Genomic DNA, 20,160 nt, shown 5'->3' on the forward strand with positions numbered 1-20,160 from the left:
TCCAAGCCCCGCTGGTTGAATCCGGCGGGGCTTTTTTATATGAACACCAAACAAGTGGCGGTGGTAGGCGCTTCGGGGTACTCGGGCGAAGAACTGGTGCGGCTGCTCCTGGGACATCCCCGGGCAGAATTGGCAGCGGTAACCTCGCGCCAATATGCCGGGCAAACCATAGCGCAGGTTTTTCCCAGATTCGGCCATCACGCGCGGGCGCGGGAGCTGCGCTTCAGCGAGCCGAAAGCGGAGTCGCTGGCCAAAAGCGCGCGTGTCGTCTTTTTAGCGCTGCCGCATGGCGTGGCGGCGGAGTTTGCCGCGCCTTTGCTCCAAGCCGGCTGCCAGGTCATTGACCTGAGCGCTGATTTTCGCCTTAGAAGCCCGGAGGTTTACAAGGAATTCTACGCGCACGACCATCCGGCGCCCGGTTTGCTGTCACAGGCCCTTTATGGTTTGCCCGAGCTTTATCGCGAACAAATCCGAAATGCGCGTTTGGTTGCCGCGCCGGGGTGCTATCCCACAAGTGTTCTGGTACCGGTGATACCGTTGTTGAAAGCGGGTCTGATTCGGCCTGAGTCGATCATTGCCGACTCGCTGAGTGGTGTCAGCGGGGCTGGACGGAAAGCCGAACCGGACTACCTGTTTGTCGAGTGCAACGAAAGCCTCCGGGCCTATGGTTTGCCCAAACACCGGCATCTCTCGGAAATCGAGCAGGAGTTGGCGTTGGCTGCCGGGGAGCCGGTAATCATTCAGTTCACACCCCACCTGGTGCCGGTCAACCGGGGGATTTTGACGACGCTGTACCTGGCCCCGCAACAGCGGTTCGCCGACGCCAAGTCGACGGAGGGGGCGGCTCGGCAAATCGAGGCCTGCTATCAAGAGTCTTATGGTCACGAACCCTTCGTGCGGCTGCTCGAAGGCAAGTCCTTGCCCGACACCAAGAATGTGGTGGGGACCAACGTCATCGAAATCGCCTGGCGTCTGGACCCGCGTACAGGCCGGCTCATCGTCTTGAGCGCCGAAGACAACCTGGTCAAAGGGGCCAGTGGCCAGGCGGTGCAGTGCCTGAATTTGATGTGCGGGTGGCCCGAGACGGAGGGACTGTGAGGAAAGGATGAGGGATGAAGGATAAAAAATTCCTTGGAGTTTGAATGTTGAGGCTTGGATTTTTTTATCTCTTATCCTTTCCCAGGTGGCGCGGTTTTAAGAGCAACGGTGCCGGTAATGTCGGTTAAGAGAATCTGTGCGATATTTGTTGGCAACAGGCCCTGGGGCAGTCCGAGCCGGCTGACACTATCGAGAATACTCGATTGGTGAGTTGAACTGTCTTGTTTGAAATTTTCATAGGTATCTCGATCGGGTTGTGTTGTTGGATTGCCAATAGCTATCGTGCCTAAGAAAACGGGTAATCCATTCGTTTTGTTGATGGCGCTAACCTGGTAAAGGCCAGAGGTCAAGCGCCGGATTCGGAGAACCAACACCGGCGGGGTTCCATTCTCGAATTGGGCGGTGCCGCTGGCATCGACCGGGGCGGCGGGTGTAGGCGCCAAAAGGATGCCGCAGCGATGCGCCGTTGATGGAAGCGCCGGGTCGTTGGTTCCATTCCCTGGCGCCCCTCGGGCCTGAAACCCCGTTTGCAGAGCCACCCCCAAAACCGTCAGTATCATCATCCCGTGCTTCATTTAGGACCTCTCTTTCTCTCCTGAAAATACCTCCACCTGGGATGAGTTCAATGGGGCGAAGTAGGCGGCCAAACCCCAACCGCTCCCCAAACAAAGTTTCAACCTCCCTGCTTTGGATAATTCCGCTTAACCTGTTGTGGGTGGTAATTATGCAACATTTTTTCTGGTATCCGTGATCTGCCAACGCACTCAGCCCAGAGCCGTCGTTGAATCCAAGCTTCCTGAGGAGCCGCATTGGGCAAAGGGCACGTATCGCGAAGATTTTTGTCGCTGCTAGTTACTTGCGATGAGGTACTTGCAAAACATCGCAAAAGTTTTTTGAAAATTTGTGAAAGATCTGGCCCACCTCCTCCGTATTAGAGATAGGGGGAAAGATGTCCTTTCCCCGGGTTTCAACCGCCGTTTTTGAAAATCTGTATGACACGCTCTGAAACAAAGGCAAATTATTGGAGACTGTGGGCCAAAGGTGCGAATTGGGATGCTAAAAAGCTGGCAATAATGTGCCAGATTTCGCGTCGCCAATTGCGCCGCCAATTTCGAAATGCACTGAATTGCTCGCCCCAGGAGTGGCTCGACGACTTGAGAATGCGTGAGGCGGAATTGATGCTCGCGTGCAATAAGCAGGTCAAGGAGGTGGCCGTTGACCTGAAGTTTAAGAATTTGCCGCATTTTTGCCGCGCCTTCAAAGCCGATCACCGATTGACGCCCTCAACTTTTCGAGCGCTGGGCGAGTCCGACGGGTCGGGGATTTGAATGTTGATCGTGCTGGGTAGCTGATTTTGAGTCGAGAAACTGAAATCAGAAGTCGGAAATGACCGCGACAGATAATAAGTGTCCGCGAGAGATCACTCAAAGTTATTGATAATATGAAGGGGTTCTCCTAAAAACGATCCCATGGTTCGACTGGTTCAACCGGCGCCTCGGCAAAATCTTAACCTGCCGCTTCGTTATCTCAATGCCGGCGCGTCTGCGAATCCTGAATAAGGTGCCATATGAAAAAACTCCTCAGAGCTCCCATAGTCCTTATTATCCTGGCCCAGATAGGCCTCGCGGCGATCTTTGTCTCACTCACGACCAGCGCACCGCCGGAGCAGGGCGCCGCCCCCATCCCGCCAGTGCCGATGAAGCAGTGCCCGGTCGTCCCGACTGCCTCTCCCAAGACGCCTTGGCAGGGTGCTTCGACGGGAATTACGGCAACCAATCTGACCTATTCCAAGCTTTTGGCGCGCTCGGCGATGGCTCTGACGAATGCGGCAGCCATTAAGCAAATTCAGAATTCGTGGGGCAAACCTTCTGACTCCACTCCCACTCCGGCAGCCGTGGCCGGGATTGGGGCCAACGAGCGCACCTGGGTAACGACCTCGGCCACCGGGCAGCACCAGAAGGTGGTCGAGTGGGCCACGGGTATGAACTACTGGGAGGGCCAGCAGTGGGCGCCCAGCGTACCGCAATTCCAGGCTGTCGGCGACGGCTTTGCTGCCACCAGGATGCAGCATTCCGTACATATTAGCGCGAACCTTAATACAGTTGCAGCGGTGACCATGACGCTCATGGACGGCACGACCTTGCGTTTGACGCCAGTTGCGATTGGTCTCTACGACGCCGCCAGCGGCAAATCGGGGATCATTACCTCGATACAGGATTGCTTTGGAGTCCTTGTTGATACGAACCAACTGGTCTTTCGAAACGCGTTCCAGGGAAACGGTTTATCCGCAGACATTGTTTACACCATCCAACGCGGCTCATTTTCGCAAGATGTCGTGGTGACCAGCCGGTTAAATCCGGCCGACTACGGGTTCGCGCCGGCGACTACCCGGGTTCAAATCATCAGCGAGTTTTACGACCCGCCCCAGCCCGACCGGATGCTCAGACCCCTTTACATCGAGAATTCGCCTGCCGTTCGTGGCCGCATGGCCACGCCAGACTTTGTTGATGAGTTGCTTGGGTTCGGCCAGGCCGTGATTGGCACGGGAACGGCCTATACCAGGACGCAGTTGGCCGCAGGCCAGCGTGGCGCGGCTGTGGCAAAGCAGTTCATCACCGACACTAACCAGAGCCCGGCCCGGTCTTTCCTGCTTGAATCCGTGCGGTATCCCGCCATGTCGGCGGCCCTTAAGGCGCTTCCCGCCTTCAGCGGTCCGAAAACGGCGCTGCTTGTGCCAAGGCGAAACAAGGCCCCGGCCGATGCCACCGCCTACGCGGCGGTCCTTCCGCCGCGCTGCTTTAAACCGGCGGCTCGGGTTGCAAGGCGAGTGGAACGTATGGCAGCCGCGGCAGGCGGGGACTCCGGTGTAAGGATCGATTTTGAGCTGACCCTTTCGGGCGGGCTATACGGGAACCTGACACTGCAGGGCGACAACACCTACTTCATCTCAGGGCCGGTCTATACTAGCACTCTCACGATAGAAGGAGGAAGTGTAGTCAAGTATCCCACCGATTATGGCGCAATTTTATGCGCAAATATCGCCGTGTTGTGCCAGAGCCAAACCTATCGCCCTGCGATATTTACAGCCGGCGACGACAATAGCATTGGCACAGACCTGGCTGGTATCTGGAGTGGTCATAACCCTTTTGGTTTTATCCAATCGACCGGTTATGGAAATCCCGCGCTCGCTCTCTACAATGGCGACCTGAACAACGTCCGCTTCTACTACATGCAGCTTGCGGTGCTGTACCAGGGGGACAGCGGGCGGACCATCTCGAACTCGCAATTTGTGAATTGCATCCGTGGCATCAGCATCGTGGGTTACGGGGGTGGAAGCGGCGACAGCGGCGGCACCGGCTGGCCGTTGATCGTCAATAACACCCTCATGTCCTCGTCGCAGTATCCGCTGGACATCCAGAATGAGACCTACGGCGGCTTTAACAACTGCACCTTGGACAATTGTGGTCAGATCGTTTCAGCCTCCTCGGACGTTGCCAACATTTCCTTTGTAAACTGCGTCCTGGCCAATATAACCAGCATTGCCAGTGGCGCCAACATCAGCGGAATGAACAACGGGTTCTATAACTGCGCCGCTTTTGGCACGTCCCCAATTTCGACCTCCACGTCTCCATTCCAGACCAGCGGCTACGGAACGTACTACCTTGCGGACAACTGCCCATTTCATGCGGCAGGGACGACTCTCGACTCCAGTCTCGTTTTAGGCAAGACCACCCATCCGCCCCTGGCGCTGCCGACGTGCGCCGTTTGGTCGGGTGAGCTTGAGCTCCTTCCGCAGGCGCCTCGTTACTCCGGCGGGCAGCCAGACTTGGGTTACCACTATGATCCAGTGGATTACACCGTGGCCTGGGTCACGTCTGAGGCGGCTTCCATTACGGTCGCCCCCGGAACGGCCATCGCTTTCTCCAATCTTGAGGACCCCAACATCGGGTACACATGGGTTGGCTTTGACCTGCTGGCCGGCTCCTCCTTCCTGAGCCACGGAACAGCCAGCAATCCCGTCACCTACACCCTCGCGAACTACGTCCAGGAGGGGCCATTTGTCAATTATCAATTTGGGATGGTCTCATTCGTACCCGATTTCTGGCCCGGGACTACGGGGTTTGAGAATGTTTACGACTACGCAGCTTACTACTACCATGTCCCCAATCTCAACCTCCCCGAGACGCTTGATGGGATGGAGCCGCCGCCTATAATGGATTTCAGATTTTGCAATTTTTACCTCCCGACCGAGGACACCCACATCTGGAGCGGATACGACCTGTTCCCTGACTCAATCGGTTCCTCAATCGGTTCGCCCGACTCCGCGATGACCCTCACGCTGCGAGACTGCAACGTTTACGGCGGATGGATCAATCTGGGCAGGTCTGATAATGGGACTGTTAGCACGTACAACGAAAAGACGATTTACGGCGCCGGCGCTGTGTCTTTGCAGAATTGTCTTTTGGATCGCGTCGTGATCAATATCAACCCGACCTGGCTTTCCGAGCAGTACGAAGGCGGGGTTGTGAACGTGGATATGTCGTTATCCGCCTACAATAACCTGTTCCGCGGCGGATTGTTCGTCCTTGGACCGACCACCAGCTCCGGCGGGAATTGGATATTCAGGGACAATCTTTTTGATCAACCGGCAATCATCCAGGATTCCGCCGAGCCTCTTGACTACGACCATAACGCTTACTGGCCATGTGCCTCCTCCATCCTCAACTTATGGAACTCGTTTCTTTCGGATTGTGGATACTTGCCGCCACCAAGCGCAGGCACTTCTTGGCCGGTCGCTACCTTAACATCCACGACTACTGGCGACGGAACGACCGATGGCGTCGGCGACGTGCCCCTGCCCTCCGCCCCGCCATACCAGACCGGTCCGCTGGGCCTCTATTACCTGCCCAACACGTCCCCGCTTTATAATGCAGGGAGCCGCCTTGTCGCTGATGCGGGCCTTTATCATTACACCACCCGCATTGATCAGGTAAAGGAAGGCCAGGAGCCATCGGGTCATAACGTCAATATCGGCCTGCATTACGTGGCCACGACAAATTATTGGGGCGTATTACCTTATGACAGCGATGGGGACGGTATTGCAGATTATATTGAAGATTCAAACGGCAACGGCGTCTGGGACCAAGGTTCTGAAACAGACTGGCTGCATGACTACTCGACGATTGGATCAGATGGCGTGAATTATGTGGCCGACAAAGACAGTCCAATCTATGATGACACTGATCTCGACGGTGATGGGATGGTGGGAAGAATTGAGAGAGCACTGGGCACGAAGCCACTTATCCCTGACAATCCCTTTATAGGGGCACAGGTCATGACAGGAGATGAGCCGGACATCATAACGTTTAGGGAGCCGATTACTTACAGTACAATAAGCACCCTGGGCCGCCTCAGAGTCTGTATAAACGGGCATGAGGCTTATTTGCAATCGAACCATGCAGCTAACGACGGCAGTTCTCTTCTGCTTTGGAATGCCGCTTACGAACTCCCTGGCGCACAGATTGTCCAACTTCGGTTCGACTTAAAGGGGACTGGGTTTCCTGGGACCAGGAACTTCGCCGTCGGCGCTCCATGCTTGTTTAACTCTGGCACGATCTCGCAATTCTTCGTTAATTCAGCGGAATTTGACAATGAAAATGGGGCTTACCTGTTCGCAAGCCTACCTCAGAATTCCGCTGATTACACTATAAAACTTTATGATGCCGCAAATGCGGACCCGAACGCGCCTCCCATTAAGACGATACCAAGCTCAACAACTAGTGGCACAATCGAGGAGACTTGGGACCTTACGCTCAGCGACGGAATAACAAAGTTTGCAGGCACGAGCATCAGAGCCGTTTTCGACGTGAATCTACACAATCCCGACCGGTCGGGGCAGGACACTCAGGTAATCAATTACGCGACGATTCCAGTGACCGACGGGAACTTCGATGTTGCTTTCATGTTTCATGATGATGCGATGACAGAGCCCCATTATGGACCTCAATGGATCCATACCGAAAACGTTGTGGACATTTTGACCCAACCGCAGAACCCTGGCTGGTACGACTCAACTTTCAATCAATACGACTGCAACGGGTGCATTCCCTACCCGGGTTATATTCCTGATAGACAGACAGCTTTAGCGCTCCTTAATGATCTTGCTCAGCCGCTTACAAAAAATCTATATCTTACTGCCCATCAGGCCGGAGGTCAACTATCCGACGGAAAGATTTCGGCTTATTTGGATTTTGGGGAAGTAGCTTCCGCACTAGGCGTTACATGGGATCCTGTGGCCGGGATCAGCGTTAGTCATCCATTTCGTTTCGTTTTCATTAACGGTTGCGAGTCCGCCTCATGGACAGAGGCCTTCGGCATTTTCCCCGTGGCAGCCGCCAAATTCCTGCAAAAGATCCCAAGGGGACCCCAAGCGTTCGTTGGTTGGAGGGATCCTGTCGCATTCCCAGATGACGCGTCGATGTGGGATGACGACTTTCCTTATAAAGGATTCGGATCGATGATAGAAGGATTTTATGCCGAATGGATGTCGGGCGATCCACTCAAGGAGTGCATAGCTCACGCTTCAGATCGGTCGGAATACCTTTGGCCTCTGCCTGTGCCTTCAAACTCAGATATCTATCCTTGGCCGAATGAGATTGGAAGTCTGACTTCGCCTCTGGTCGTGGTTGGTAACCTGGGGATAACTAGGGGTGGTTTGGCTCCAGGTTTCTAACATCATCTGCGAGTATGTCGAATTCTAGCGCGTTCAGCATAACACCACAAGCGATTCGGCACCCCCGGGTAAATGTTCGCATAAGGCTTTCCTTACGAATTTGCAATATTATTCTTATTTTAGAATGGTCTATAACCAATTATTCACAGGTCCTTCCCCAGCCGCGGCAGACTCCACGGAAGTCAGCCCGTGAAGCTGGAATTCGCAGACTGATTCTTGACGAGGCAAACGCAGTTGCGCTCGCTCTCGCTTTGCCGGAAGATCTGCCCATCACCGAAAATAAGGTCACGCATGAGTACATCTGCCCTGAGTGGTTCTCACAACGGACAGGGGCTGTGGGTAATATAAGCACGCGAAAGTTTACGTATTACGTATCACATGACCGGAAGTTTTGCTATCTCGAAAGAATGCACTACCAAGCGACTGATGAAGGATGGCGAGGACTGCAATCCTTAACGCTTAGCGATTCTGAGACGAACACAGCGTACGAACTCGCGACCAATTGGATGAGGGCCGTCGGTATGGATGTCACCGGTCTAAATCGCGACTTCAAAACCATTATAGCCCCAGAGACATCTGACGGGCGAGGTGCAAGGCGCGAATTTGGACGAGTCTGGTGGGTTTATTGGGCGGTGGGTCAAGAAGGCGAAGGAAGTGTCGCTTCGATAAGGCTTTCGCTGCCGGAGAAAAGGCTTATGCAGTTGCGAGTTGAGAATCCGAAGTACATTCTTCGGGATCCCTTACCGCCCCTGGATGTCGCAAGCAACACAGGCAAAGTATGGAAATGAAGACAAGCGTTTACTTAATGATGTTCCTCGGCTCGTTGACCTCCGCCGGCGTTCTGGTGTTTGCCTCTCCAAACGAGACGAATCTCGCAGCGACAGCCAACAACGACCTGGCGTTTTCACTATATTCGCAAATTTCCAGGAAACCAGGCAATCTGGTCCTTTCGCCGATTTCAATAGCGACTACGCTGGCCATGATTCACAGCGGCGCCTGTGGAAGCACAGCGAGGGAGCTGAGGACTGCGCTTCATCTTCCTGATGGCCTGACGAACTCCGACGATTGGCTTGCCCCTTTCTTGCGACAAGTCCCTACGACCACTAAGCAGCAAGTGCTGTTCGTTGCTAATTCGGTTTGGGTTCAGCAGGGCTGGCCCCTGAGAACACAGTTTTCAGCCATCGTCCAACGCGACTATGACGCGCTCATGCAGCCGATTAATTTCGACGATCCAGATGCATCGGCACAAATAGATAGCTGGGTGAGCAAAGCCACTCGAGGAAAAATCCTTCACCTTGCCGGTGGATCCGGAATACGCTCGGATATGCGGTTGATAGTCGCGAACGCCATCTACTTCAAGGGCGCATGGCTCGACGGGTTCGACCCACATAGAACGGCAGAAGTTCCTTTCCATAGCGGCGCCCATGAGTCTCGTCCAATTCCTACGATGCGGAAAAGAGGCGTTTTCCTTTACGCAACCAACGAAACGATTCAGGCAATCCAGCTTCCGTACGAGGATACTCTATCGATGCTGATTCTGCTGCCGGTGCACGAGGCGTCCTTCCGTGAGGTCGAGAAATCGCTCACAAACAAGGAGCTTCGCCGTATTCTCGGCTCAATGAAGAGCCAGGAGGTGGAGGTATGGCTACCCAGGTTTGCTTGCAGTTCCGAAGAGTCATTGAGAGAAGTTCTGCGAAGCTTCGGCGTTCGCGACGTATTTTCTCCGACCCGTGCCGACCTGTGCGGCATCTCAGATAAGAGCGGCCTGTACTTACGCACCGTCCTGCATAGCGCCTTTTTGACGGTGGATGAGTGGGGGTCGGAGGCCGCCTCTGCAACAACGGGATTCCTCGCCCTCGGCGAGGTCCCTCCGCTCTTCAAAGCGGATCATCCTTTCGTGTTCTTCATTCTAGATAACGTCAGCCATGCTATTATTTTTATGGGTAGAATCAGCGACCCAAGTTCCGCGAAAGAGCCATAGTCGTCTCACCAGAATCCATCGCGCCCTCAACCACCTTCTGAACGCGACGCGGACGCCTAGATCTATAATAGCGGTGACGCCACCTTTATGAACGTAATCGCCAACAACCCCGCTGCGCAACTCCTCGCGTCTAGCAAGTCGGTAGCGCTCGGGGGCTGGATACGTCTCGCCCTTGTAGCCGTCTTTGCAGAGTTGTGCATTTTAATTCCCCTGGGAAGCGCCGTGCAGGTGGGTAGTGACGAAGGTTTTGAACTTGTCAAGGTTACCCTGTATATGCATGGTTATAGGTTATACACGGATATCTGGAACGACCAGCCGCCGCTTCACACGTTTCTTGTTGCTCAAGCGTTGAAGCACACTTCCGAGTCGGTTTTGGTTCCTCGGCTGATAACCGTGAGCTTCGCCGTGGTCCTTTTGGCATCCCTTTATGCCTTGGTTAACAGGATCACCGGACGGCCCATGCTCGCTTTTTTGACAATTCTGCTGCTAATCGCCTGTCCAGGTTTCCTCGAGCTCAGCTCTTCCTGCATGCTCGAGATGCCTTCGCTCGCAACAGCAGTAGCGGCGCTGTCGGTGCTTCTCATAATGCCTCGGGACCGGTGGCGCCTTCGCGAGGTGCTGGCAGGTATTCTTTTCGGCTCGGCGTTGCAAATGAAGCTCGTTCCGATGTATTTGCTGCCGCTGGTCGCGCTTTTGCTCCTAGCCCGTCGGTTGCCTAGTCCGGGCAGCGAATCTCAACAGGAGGAAACAGAGATAACGGAGAGGCACCCCGGTTGGGGCTCTTTCTGCCTAGGTCGGACCTGGGGCAGAGGAGAAGCTCCTGGGTTCCGAGGCGGCCTCTTTGCGGATCGACGCGCCCTGGCACTTTTCGCCGGCCGCCTGGTGGTTTTCGGGGTCGGACTGATGGGTTCCTACGTGCTTATAGATCTGCTGATTGATGGTGGGGCGTTTCTTCGGAATTTTGGACAAACCTGGTCCTCGCATTTCGCCAGGGCCAGGTCGTTCGAGTATGGTTCAGCAAGTGATTATCCATACGACTGGGGCGTGCTTCTCAGGAACTGGGATGTCACTTTACCAGCGCTCGCAGGGGCGTTGATGTTCGTTCGACGGGCCCGTGTGCAGCCGATGAATTTTTTGCCAGTCGCCTGGCTCGCGCTTTCAATTCTGGTCTTTGCCATTCACAGGCCGTGGTGGTCGTACTACTATATCCATAACGCCATCCCGCTGTGCTGGTGCGCCGGGGTGGGCATTGAGTGGGCGGCAACAGTGGCCTTCGTAAAATGGGGACTCGCGGGAGCTCGTCCCTCCGGATGGAGACTTATGGCCTCGCCGCGTCATGGTGAAGCGAAGGAGGGCGGCTCCCGGGCCATTGCATTGTTATTTGCGACATATTTGGCAGTATCGGTGCCGTGGATGGTCACGCGGGTGTACTTGGAGATTAGGGGCATCCGCAACTCACCGCAGCTTTACAACTCGCTGGTGCTGGACCAAATCAAGCGGCTGAAACCCTTTACGCAATGGATGTACGCCGATCGGCTCGTGTATTCTTTTCATGCCGGCATCCCGATTCCACCGCCGATAGCCGTCGTGCCGCTGAAACGACTCTGGGCGGGTGAGATGACCAGCGCCCGGATGGCCACCGAGATGCAGAAGTATAGGCCGGGAATCGTCCTTTTAAGGAATGATTCGCGTGAGGTGCCATTCCAGGCCCTCCTGACGGCGGAGTACCGGCTGGTCTATGAAGACCAGGACAACCGGCTGTATGCGCACGAGAGCATACGGAAAAAGGCGGGGTTCTGACGGCGGAGGAACGTGAGTACCGAACTTGCAAAACATCTCCTGAACCGCAGGGCCGAGTTCCCCCGCGGCCCTGTTCAGCAATATGAGGACTCGCAGGGCCTCGTCCCTTCGGCGGGAACCTCGCAGGCTTGCCGCGCCGTACCCGAGCCAACGCCGGGAGCCCAAGAGCAGGTGCGGCAACCCTGGCCCTGGCGGAAGGTGCTCGCCGCTTCGCTCGTCGTTAAAGCCGTCTGCCTTACCCTTATCATCGGCTCCGTGTGGCTGATCCCCGCCCTGAATCAAGGGGCCTACGATCGGTGCATTCATTGGCCGAGAGATGGCGGGCCGACCTTCGCCACACATCTGGCTACCTGGGATGCGGCGCACTACCTGTTTCTCAGCCAGAGCGGTTACCAGAAAGGCTCCCACTCGTGCGCGTTCTATCCACTTTGGCCTCTTTTGATCCGGGTCTGCTCGTATGCGACCGGGCATGACCCGTTCCTCGCCGGCCTTTTTTTGGCGAATTTGCTCTCGGTGGCGGGGTGGATGCTATTTCATTATTTGGTTTTCAGTTCTCATGGGCTGGACGTTGCCAATCGGGCATTGGTGCTGCTTTTGGCGTTTCCAGGCGCGCTGTTTTTCTCGTTCATCTACACCGAGTCGCTCTTTTTTCTCCTGATCGTCCTCTTTTTTCTCCTGCTCTTCCGCGAAAAATTTTTCTGGGCCGCCGTGGTTGGATTTTTCCTCCCGCTGACGAAAGCCGTCGGCGTTTTCGCGGTTGTCCCGCTTTTGTGGTATCTGGCGGCGCACCGGAAACCTCTGATGGCGTACCTGGCCTGCGATGGTCCGCTGCTGGGCTATCTGTGCTACTTCGTGTTTATGCGCATGGCAACCGGAAACGCGGTTGAAGGGTTCCAGGCGCAGCGATTTTTCCCAAATGCCCCGTCGGTAGCCCACATCCTGGACCCTGCCGGCTTCTGGTCCGCACTGACGGCTCCCACCCAGCTTCATGGCATGACGGATTCAGCCATCGATCGGGGCCTGTTCCTGCTGGTAGCCGCCTCTCTTCCTTTCGTCTGGCGCTTGGACAAGACCTATTTTTGGTACGCGCTGCTTGTAGGCGTTGTGCCCGCAATGGCCTCCGTATTCCTTTCCTACACCCGCAACATGATGATGTGTTTCCCGCTCTTTATCGTCCTGGCGCTCGCGTGGAGAGGGAGGGTAACGCACCTTTTGTTTTCGTGCGCGCTTCCGTTGCTGCTCCTGGCTCAAGCTTGGTTGCTGCTGCGCCACATCAACTTCGAGTGGGCTGGATAAAAAGTGGGCCATGAACTGCTTTGAAAAAGCATCCACTCTCTGGAAGGCGGCGCTTAAGCGGCTGAGGATGACGCTGGGCTATGAAATCGAGTTGGACCCCGCTCCTTGGGCGCCCGGTTTCCTGCTTTACTGCTGGATAGAGTACCTGGCGTCCCGGAGCGTTAGTTTCTTTCGCCCCGCCCAGGAGGCGGCAGCTTACCTCTTTCTCGTGGGGCAGGCCGTTTTGCTGTTTTTACCCATTGTGGCCTTGGACGGATTGATTATGAAGAAGGGGAGGGCCTGGCGGGTCGCGTTCGTGTTCTTCGTCTATGCCTTCGTTGGCGTGCTGTACCTCGATGCCCTTTTGTACCGGATGATGTCCATTCATTTGTTGCGTGGCCTGAATATTTTGCTGGAGGGCGGACTGCAGCACCTGGCCGAAAACTGGGAGCATATTGGAATCTCGACGGGCAGCCTGCACCGCTTCGCGGAGGGGGCCGGGCTGGTTTTAGCGCTGACCCTCGCTTATTCGCTTGCCGTCGTGTGGATGCGATCCGGGTGGAAAAAGCCGACTGTCGGTTCGCTGGCGGCGGTCCTCATTATTGCGGCCGGCTCGGGCTGGGTTTTGGAGCGATGGGATCATCACCTCGGCTGGGACTCGCGTTTTCATGACCTCGAGGCGGCAATGCCTGTCCGGATTGGCGTTGGCAGGAGGATGACCGGGCTGCTAAAGCTGGAACCGGCGAAGCTGCGCTCGCTGAGGCAGGGCCAGGATTTGGTGATGGCTCTCAGAACGCTTCATCGGGGCGCAACGAATCTGCCCGGCATTTTCGTATTCGTGTTGGAAAGCACCCGGGGAGATTTCGTTACCCAGGAGATTACGCCGAACCTAAAGCGGTTCAGCGCGGACTGCCTGTCCTTTCCCGATGCGCTCTCATCCGGCAACACCAGCCACATCTCCTGGTACGCGCTGTTGACCGGGAACTTTGCCATTTATTATGGGATCGAGAAACGGGCGCGCGCCCACCAGGGAAGTCTCCCGCTGGCGTATCTTCGCTACCTCGGCTATAAAGTGAACGTTTTCTGCAGCAGCACGCTGCATTATCATGATGTCGATGAAATCGCCTTCGGCGATCGAATAGCGCTGTGCGACTCGATGCGGGACGAAGAGCAGTCAGGAATCAAGGGGGCCCCTGCGCGGGACATCGCCGTAACAAAGGAAGTTTTAAAGGCCCTCGAAGAACCGGGGCGGCCCAGTCTGCTTTTGATTTTCTTTCACTCGACCCATCATGATTACAACTGGCCTTCGAGCGACAAGGCCACGTTCACACCTTTTTGCAAGACCTGGGATTATTCGAACTTCAGAATAGGCAGCAGGGAGCTTGAGCTCATCAAAAATCGGTACCGCAATGCGCTCCATTTCCAGGATAAACTAATCGGGCAGGTCCTGGACAAGCTCAGGAAAAGCGGCCGTTACAAGGATTCAATCATCTGTTGCGTGGGCGATCACGGCGAAGAGTTCCTCGAACATGGCCGCCTCCTCCATGCCAGCGATATTTTCCGGCCCCAAACCCACATCCCTTTCCTTTTGAAATTCCCTGAGGGCGCCAAGCTGCCGGGCGCTGCGAGTCACCGCTTGCCGGATGCGAGCCTGGTTGACTTGCTGCCCACCGTCTTGGATTATCTCGGAGTGGGGCTGGCTAATGCTGTGGACGGCGAATCTCTCTTCCGCAAAACACAAAATGACGTGGTGATAGCAGCCCAAAATGGGGACCGCGACCCGGTTCAGTTTTGCCTTCAGTCCGGCCGATTCAAGGCATTTTTCGAATATGGGAGCGATTCAGACCCAACCCCGCTGCAGAGCACTCTCTATCTGACGCAGGTGACAGACACCAACGATGTTCCTGTACGATTCGACCCCCGAAGTCCAACCGGCAAGGCCCTTTTGCGCGATAATTTCGGTGCGGCGCTCAAATCGTTGTACCCCGGGGCTCGGTTTTAAACACGCGCAGAAACAATCCATGAGACCCAAGTCCCATCCCATCAGATACCGCCAGGAAGCCATCACCCCGAAGCTCACAATTTCAAGCGGCAGCGCATTCACCTTGATCGAGCTATTAGTCGTGATTGCAATTATTGCGCTCTTGGCCGCCCTCTTGCTGCCGGTCCTTAACCGGGCCAAGGAGGCTTCGAAGCGCGCATTCTGCCAAAACAATCTCCACCAGGTTGGCTTGGCGCTCAGCCTTTATGCAGACGACAACAATCGCTACCCGCCTATGTTTGCGGTCCCGGGAAATTACGCAAATCGCATCCTCTGGAATTACTTCCTCGCTCATTACTTGGCCAACAACGGAGATGTGGTTTATTGCCCCTCATTCCCAGACTCATTTCACTGGTGGACCCGGCCGCAACCGCCGGGAATTGGCTGGACCAATTTCCCCGGTTCTCGCTTCGGTCCCCCGTTCTGTTATGCGATGAACTGGGCCGGGCTCGGCCCAGGGGTTAGTATCCAATCGTTGGGGTTGGACAGCGGGGCGCTGAGCGGTCCGTATCTGTTCGCCGGGATAAGCCGCCGGCCTGGCGAAATCATGGCGCCCGCGGACATGATCGCTTGCGGAGACAACAGCATTGAGGCGGCAAGGCACTTTTCGGCCCCACTCAACGCCAAACCCTGCTGGGGGCTCTTCATGCCCGGGTTGTATTCAAGTTCCGCCAGCGCCCGCTCCTCGGCTATAGGCGCGGTACACACTCAAGGAGCGGACATGGTTTTTGTGGACAGTCACGTCGAGTGGAAACGTTGGTGGCAGTGGATAGCGTTCAGCGATTCGGACGCAGCGCGGTGGAATTTCGACCACCTGCCGCACGAGGAATTATGGGTGCCCTAGCCCAAGTCCCCTTTAGCCTATCCAGGCTCATTTGATATGAGCCTGGAAGCCTCGAATTTGGGGAACTCGGTGCGCCTAAAGCAGTTCGTAAAATTCTGCATTGTTGGTGGAAGCGGGGTAGTTGTGGATATGGGTATGTTGCACTTGCTTGCCCGCCAAATGCAGTGGAATCTGAGCTTGAGCAAGTCTTGTTCGGCTGAAACCGCCATGTTGACCAATTTCGTGCTCAATGAAGTTTGGACGTTTCGCGGCTTCGCTATTAACTTGGGGAGACGCTCTGGCGTGCTGCTTCGTATGGTCAAATTCCAAACTATTTGCGGAGTGGGAATCGGTTTCGCCGTTGCGCTTCTGAATCTATTTTATAGCCGTTTGGGGCTAAACTTATCCGCGTCCAATCTCCTGGCAATTATGCTGGTGACCCTTTGGAACTTCTGGATGAACGCGCTTTTTAATTGGGGAGTAGCTGCCAAGCAGCAACCGGTAGCGGCGTCATCGAAATAATCTTTGAACGTCCAAAAAGGGATCGCCCGTAGAAGAGTTCGGTTTTAACGTTTTTAACCTTCGTTTGAGGGAGGAGCGAACCCCGTCCCGGGCGGCCCGGTGCGCAGTTGAAACTGCGGTTTTTGTGTTCAAATGGCCAAAATTCCGGCTTTCCCATCCGGGGAAGGCAGGGCGGGGGATTCGCTCTTGAGATGAGGGCCTGGGCCTGCTAGGCTGGTCGGCATAAATGAAGCTTCTTCCAGCCCTTCTTTTTCTTCCCGGCGCTCTGAGCATGGCTGCGGCGCAAAACGCACTGGAGATTAAGGATTATCCATTCAAGCCGGTCCCATTCACCAGTGTTCAGGTCGAGGACAGCTTTTGGACCCCTCGCTTGGAAACCAACCGTCTCACCACGGTTTGGTATGACTTCAAGAAATGCGAGGAGACGGGCCGGATTGATAACTTTGCCAAGGCCGGCAAACTCATCCCGGGGGATTTTGTTGGAACTCCCTTTGACGACTCAGATGTGTACAAGGTGATTGAAGGGGCCTCTTATACGCTGGCGCTGCATCCCGACCCAAAGTTGGACGAGTATCTTGACGGCGTGATCGCCAAGATTGCGGCGGCGCAGGAGCCTGATGGCTATCTTTATACGGCGCGCACGATCAACCCCAAGGGGCGCGTGGATTTCTTTGGGCCGACGCGCTGGTCGAGGCTGGCGGGCAGCCACGAGTTGTATAATCAGGGCCATTTGTATGAGGCGGCTGTGGCGCATTTCCAAGCCACAGGCAAGCGCTCACTGTTGAACGTGGCGCTCAAAAGCGCGGACTTGATCTGCAAGACGTTTGGGCCGGGTCCAGGCCAGCTCGAGGAACCTCCGGGACACGAAGAGATCGAGATCGGGCTGGTAAAGCTCTTCCGCACCACTGGGGAGCGAAAGTATCTCGACCAGGCGAGGTTCTTCTGCGGCCTGCGCGGGCGGCCCGAGACCCACAAGTTACGAGGGCCTTACCAGCAGGACGATAAACCCATCGTTGAACAAAGCGAGGCCGAGGGCCACGCGGTTCGTGCCGGCTATTTTTATTCGGGCGTCGCGGATGTGGCGGCACTGACTGGCGAGACTGCCTATGTTCAGGCCATAGATCGGATTTGGGGGAACGTGGTCAGCAAGAAACTTCACATCACCGCCGGGGTTGGGGCAAGACCGGGCGGAGAGGCCTTTGGCGCCGATTATGAACTGCCCAATGCCAACGCGTACCTGGAAACGTGCGCGGCCATTGCCAATGCTTTATGGAATGAGCGCATGTTCCTGCTCCATGGTGATGCCAAGTACCTCGATGTGCTCGAACGCGTCATCTACAATGGCTTCCTCTCCGGTGTGGGCATTTCAGGAGACCGTTTCTTTTATCCCAACCCGCTGGAAAGCGACGGCAAACGTAAATTCAATATGGGCGCCTGCGAGCGCGCACCCTGGTTCGGCTGTTCCTGCTGTCCGGTTAATGACGTGCGCTTTTTCCCCGAGATAGCCAATTTCATCTATGCAACTCGCGGTGATGAGTTGTTTGTGAATCTGTTCATCGGCGGCGCTGCTTGCCTCGAGATGGCCGGCAAACCTCTTCAGATCAAACAAACCACGCACTACCCGTGGGATGGCAATATCGTTTTGGAACTGGCATGCAGTTCCCCAGCGCGGTTTACGCTTAATGTACGCATCCCCGGCTGGGCTCTCAGCAAGCCTGTGCCCAGCGATCTCTATCGCTATGACGATGGCCTGATGCCGGGCGTGAAGCTCGCGGTCAATGGCAAGGCCCAGAAGGTTCATCTTGCAGACGGCTTCGCCCAAATCAAGCGCCGCTGGAAGAGTGGCGACACCGTGACGCTGGACCTCGAAATGCCAGTGCGGCGGGTTGTCGCCAATCCTGCCGTTAAGGCCGATGTGGGCCGCTTTGCGCTCGAACGCGGGCCACTGGTCTATTGCGCGGAAGGAGCGGACAATCACGGCGAGGTGCTCGACAAAGTTCTTCCCGGCCCTCTCTCATTCCAGACCCAGGACCAGCCAGACCTGCTCGGCGGCCTGCTGGCCGTGAAAGTTTCGTCGAACGAGAATCACGAAGCGTTGACCTGCATCCCCTATTACGCGTGGTGCAATCGGGGGCCAAATGAGATGCGGGTTTGGTTCCCAACGGGCCAGTAACTTCCCCTTCGTTATCTGGACTTTCGGCAGATTCACGCCGCCGGCGCCGGGCCGGCAGCCACCAACCTCAGGCGGAGCGCCACCAGCAGGTTTGCCAGCAAAAGGACACATACGGCTGAACAATGGCGCTGTTGCTGCATACGCAGGGAAGTTGAAGCAAATGAGGGCGCACAGCAACCCCTGGAGTTGGGTTCGAAAGGTCCTGGGCCGCTCTGCTGTCCGTCCTTGCTGCGCCCCTGACCTCAACGCTCAATCGTTGTTGGAGCAGCGAGCTTTAGCTAATCACGAAAAACCGTTGTGAGTATAAGCCCCTAAGAACCGGTAGGATTCCAAATATATCAAGCTGTTCTCAAACAGCTTACATCTGACAGACCCCAAATAAACCCCCTTTGGCACGCTTATGGCATGAAGCCTCTTGAATAGCTTCAGCAGTGAGGCTGAACTTAACCAGGAAACGACGTATGGATACAGTTTTAGATACACTTTCGGCTACCCACTATTCCGCCAAGGAGATGGTGAAGCCGATCAGTTTTTATTGCGCCGCCCCCGAGGGGAAGGCCGTTTTTCTCATGGGCGATTTTAATGATTGGAATCCAAGGTCCCACCCCATGCAACGACGCGAGGGCGGTTGGTGGTTTCTCCAGGTGCCCTTAAGCCATGGGCATCGCCAATATCTCTTTCTTGTGGACGGCGCCCCCACCCTCGATCCGCATGCAACCGGCGTCGCTGGGAATTCGCGCTATGCCAGGGTGTCTGTGACTGCCGTAAGCTGAAAGGAACCTTCTTATGTTCACAATTCTTGTTACTGTTGTGATTCTAACGCTTCTTTACGGGCTGGCGTGGCATGATAAACCCGCAAGCCAGCCTGAGCGCGTCCGGCACTCGGAAAAACCAGGAACTTATGAATGATGTTGCGCAATTTTTGCTGAGCCACGGCGGACCACTTCTATTTGCTCTGGTCTTTGTCGAGCAGGCTGGCTTGCCCATCCCAGCGGCGCCGTGGCTGTTAGCGGCTGGGGCTCTGGGTGCGGCAGGAAAGCTGAACCCGGCCTGGGCTGTCGGCCTGGTCATATTGGCCAGCGTCATGGCGGACTCAATCTGGTTTTATATAGGCCGCCGAGGTGGTCAGCGTGTGTTGGGTTTGTTTTGCCGCGTGTGCCTCGCTCCGAAGGGATGCGTAGGGCGCACCCACGGTTTGTTTGCCCGGCATGGTGTCCAAGCACTTGTTGCGGCAAAATTCCTTCCTGGTTTGGGCGCGGTTATGCCGCCGCTTGCAGGCGCGCTGGGCATGAGCACCCGTCGGTTTTTGGTATTCGACAGCCTGGGTTCCTTAATTTATGGCACCTGCTACGTAGCGGCCGGTTTTTTGTTCCACAACCAGGTCGAGGATATCCTGGCGCGCCTGAACAAACTTGGGTTGGGCGCGATGGTGCTGGCGCTGGGTCTGATCGCAGCTTACGTAGCTTTCAAATATGTCCAATGGCACAGCGGCCTAGATCGAGGGATTCACCGCGGAAATGCCAGCAGCAGAACAAGCCAGGTCGCTGAACCAGCTAGCATGGACCCAAAACCCGCCCCGCTCCTGCCTCATTACCCGGCGATTGCAGCTTTTCAGCCGGTTACGCTGACGCTGGCAAACCCGCTTGGGCAACCCACGCCGGAACTGCGTCCATCCTCGCTGGTCGAAACCACTCGATATGAGTGAACATTTGCT

General features: G+C 55.8%; 12 protein-coding genes. 11 read left to right on the plus strand and 1 reads right to left on the minus strand.

The window, feature by feature from the left end; genetic code table 11:
* Nucleotides 1–39 precede the first annotated feature (39 nt).
* The gene (gene argC / locus VG146_07235; GenBank protein HEV2392142.1) at nt 40–1,098 is read left to right on the plus strand and encodes an N-acetyl-gamma-glutamyl-phosphate reductase; all 1,059 of its coding nucleotides are present in this window, start codon (nt 40–42) and stop codon (nt 1,096–1,098) included.
* Nucleotides 1,099–1,169: 71 nt separating this feature from the next.
* Here the strand turns inward: argC and VG146_07240 are convergent, their stop codons facing one another.
* Nucleotides 1,170–1,673: a hypothetical protein gene (locus tag VG146_07240; GenBank protein HEV2392143.1), complete on the minus strand. Its 504-nt coding sequence runs from the start codon at nt 1,671–1,673 to the stop codon at nt 1,170–1,172.
* Nucleotides 1,674–2,665: 992 nt separating this feature from the next.
* Here VG146_07240 and VG146_07245 point away from each other — a divergent pair.
* From VG146_07245 to VG146_07290, 10 genes are all read left to right on the plus strand, one after another.
* The gene (locus tag VG146_07245) at nt 2,666–7,831 is read left to right on the plus strand and encodes a right-handed parallel beta-helix repeat-containing protein (protein HEV2392144.1); all 5,166 of its coding nucleotides are present in this window, start codon (nt 2,666–2,668) and stop codon (nt 7,829–7,831) included.
* Between the two features lie 784 nt (nt 7,832–8,615).
* Nucleotides 8,616–9,812, plus strand: a complete 1,197-nt coding sequence (locus tag VG146_07250; protein HEV2392145.1) for a serpin family protein — start codon at nt 8,616–8,618, stop codon at nt 9,810–9,812.
* Between the two features lie 87 nt (nt 9,813–9,899).
* Nucleotides 9,900–11,612 carry a glycosyltransferase family 39 protein gene (locus VG146_07255; GenBank protein ID HEV2392146.1) on the plus strand — a complete coding sequence of 571 codons (1,713 nt, stop codon included), beginning with the start codon at nt 9,900–9,902 and terminating at the stop codon, nt 11,610–11,612.
* Nucleotides 11,613–11,624: 12 nt separating this feature from the next.
* Nucleotides 11,625–12,908 carry a hypothetical protein gene (locus tag VG146_07260; protein HEV2392147.1) on the plus strand — a complete coding sequence of 428 codons (1,284 nt, stop codon included), beginning with the start codon at nt 11,625–11,627 and terminating at the stop codon, nt 12,906–12,908.
* Between the two features lie 10 nt (nt 12,909–12,918).
* Nucleotides 12,919–14,889: a sulfatase-like hydrolase/transferase gene (locus VG146_07265; GenBank protein ID HEV2392148.1), complete on the plus strand. Its 1,971-nt coding sequence runs from the start codon at nt 12,919–12,921 to the stop codon at nt 14,887–14,889.
* Between the two features lie 19 nt (nt 14,890–14,908).
* On the plus strand, nt 14,909–15,772 hold the full coding sequence (locus VG146_07270; GenBank protein HEV2392149.1) for a DUF1559 domain-containing protein: 864 nt from the start codon (nt 14,909–14,911) through the stop codon (nt 15,770–15,772).
* Between the two features lie 36 nt (nt 15,773–15,808).
* Nucleotides 15,809–16,273 (plus strand): GtrA family protein, encoded by a 465-nt coding sequence (locus VG146_07275; GenBank protein HEV2392150.1) that lies wholly within the window; start codon nt 15,809–15,811, stop codon nt 16,271–16,273.
* Between the two features lie 226 nt (nt 16,274–16,499).
* Nucleotides 16,500–18,446, plus strand: a complete 1,947-nt coding sequence (locus tag VG146_07280) for a glycoside hydrolase family 127 protein (GenBank protein ID HEV2392151.1) — start codon at nt 16,500–16,502, stop codon at nt 18,444–18,446.
* A 461-nt stretch (nt 18,447–18,907) separates the two neighbouring features.
* The gene (locus tag VG146_07285; GenBank protein HEV2392152.1) at nt 18,908–19,219 is read left to right on the plus strand and encodes a glycoside hydrolase family 13; all 312 of its coding nucleotides are present in this window, start codon (nt 18,908–18,910) and stop codon (nt 19,217–19,219) included.
* A 128-nt stretch (nt 19,220–19,347) separates the two neighbouring features.
* Nucleotides 19,348–20,151 carry a DedA family protein gene (locus VG146_07290; protein ID HEV2392153.1) on the plus strand — a complete coding sequence of 268 codons (804 nt, stop codon included), beginning with the start codon at nt 19,348–19,350 and terminating at the stop codon, nt 20,149–20,151.
* The last annotated feature ends 9 nt before the right edge of the window (nt 20,152–20,160 follow it).

It is taken from the genome of Verrucomicrobiia bacterium (assembly GCA_035946615.1).
Taxonomy (GTDB): domain Bacteria; phylum Verrucomicrobiota; class Verrucomicrobiia; order Limisphaerales; family UBA8199; genus DASYZB01.

Coding starts and splice junctions, on each gene's coding strand:
- VG146_07290 (HEV2392153.1), top strand. CDS start 19,348: ATGAATGATGTTGCGCAATTTTTGCTGAGCCACGGCGGACCACTTCTA.
- VG146_07240 (HEV2392143.1), bottom strand. CDS start 1,673: ATGAAGCACGGGATGATGATACTGACGGTTTTGGGGGTGGCTCTGCAA.
- VG146_07250 (HEV2392145.1), top strand. CDS start 8,616: ATGAAGACAAGCGTTTACTTAATGATGTTCCTCGGCTCGTTGACCTCC.
- VG146_07275 (HEV2392150.1), top strand. CDS start 15,809: ATGAGCCTGGAAGCCTCGAATTTGGGGAACTCGGTGCGCCTAAAGCAG.
- VG146_07255 (HEV2392146.1), top strand. CDS start 9,900: ATGAACGTAATCGCCAACAACCCCGCTGCGCAACTCCTCGCGTCTAGC.
- VG146_07265 (HEV2392148.1), top strand. CDS start 12,919: ATGAACTGCTTTGAAAAAGCATCCACTCTCTGGAAGGCGGCGCTTAAG.
- argC (HEV2392142.1), top strand. CDS start 40: ATGAACACCAAACAAGTGGCGGTGGTAGGCGCTTCGGGGTACTCGGGC.
- VG146_07280 (HEV2392151.1), top strand. CDS start 16,500: ATGAAGCTTCTTCCAGCCCTTCTTTTTCTTCCCGGCGCTCTGAGCATG.
- VG146_07270 (HEV2392149.1), top strand. CDS start 14,909: ATGAGACCCAAGTCCCATCCCATCAGATACCGCCAGGAAGCCATCACC.
- VG146_07285 (HEV2392152.1), top strand. CDS start 18,908: ATGGATACAGTTTTAGATACACTTTCGGCTACCCACTATTCCGCCAAG.
- VG146_07245 (HEV2392144.1), top strand. CDS start 2,666: ATGAAAAAACTCCTCAGAGCTCCCATAGTCCTTATTATCCTGGCCCAG.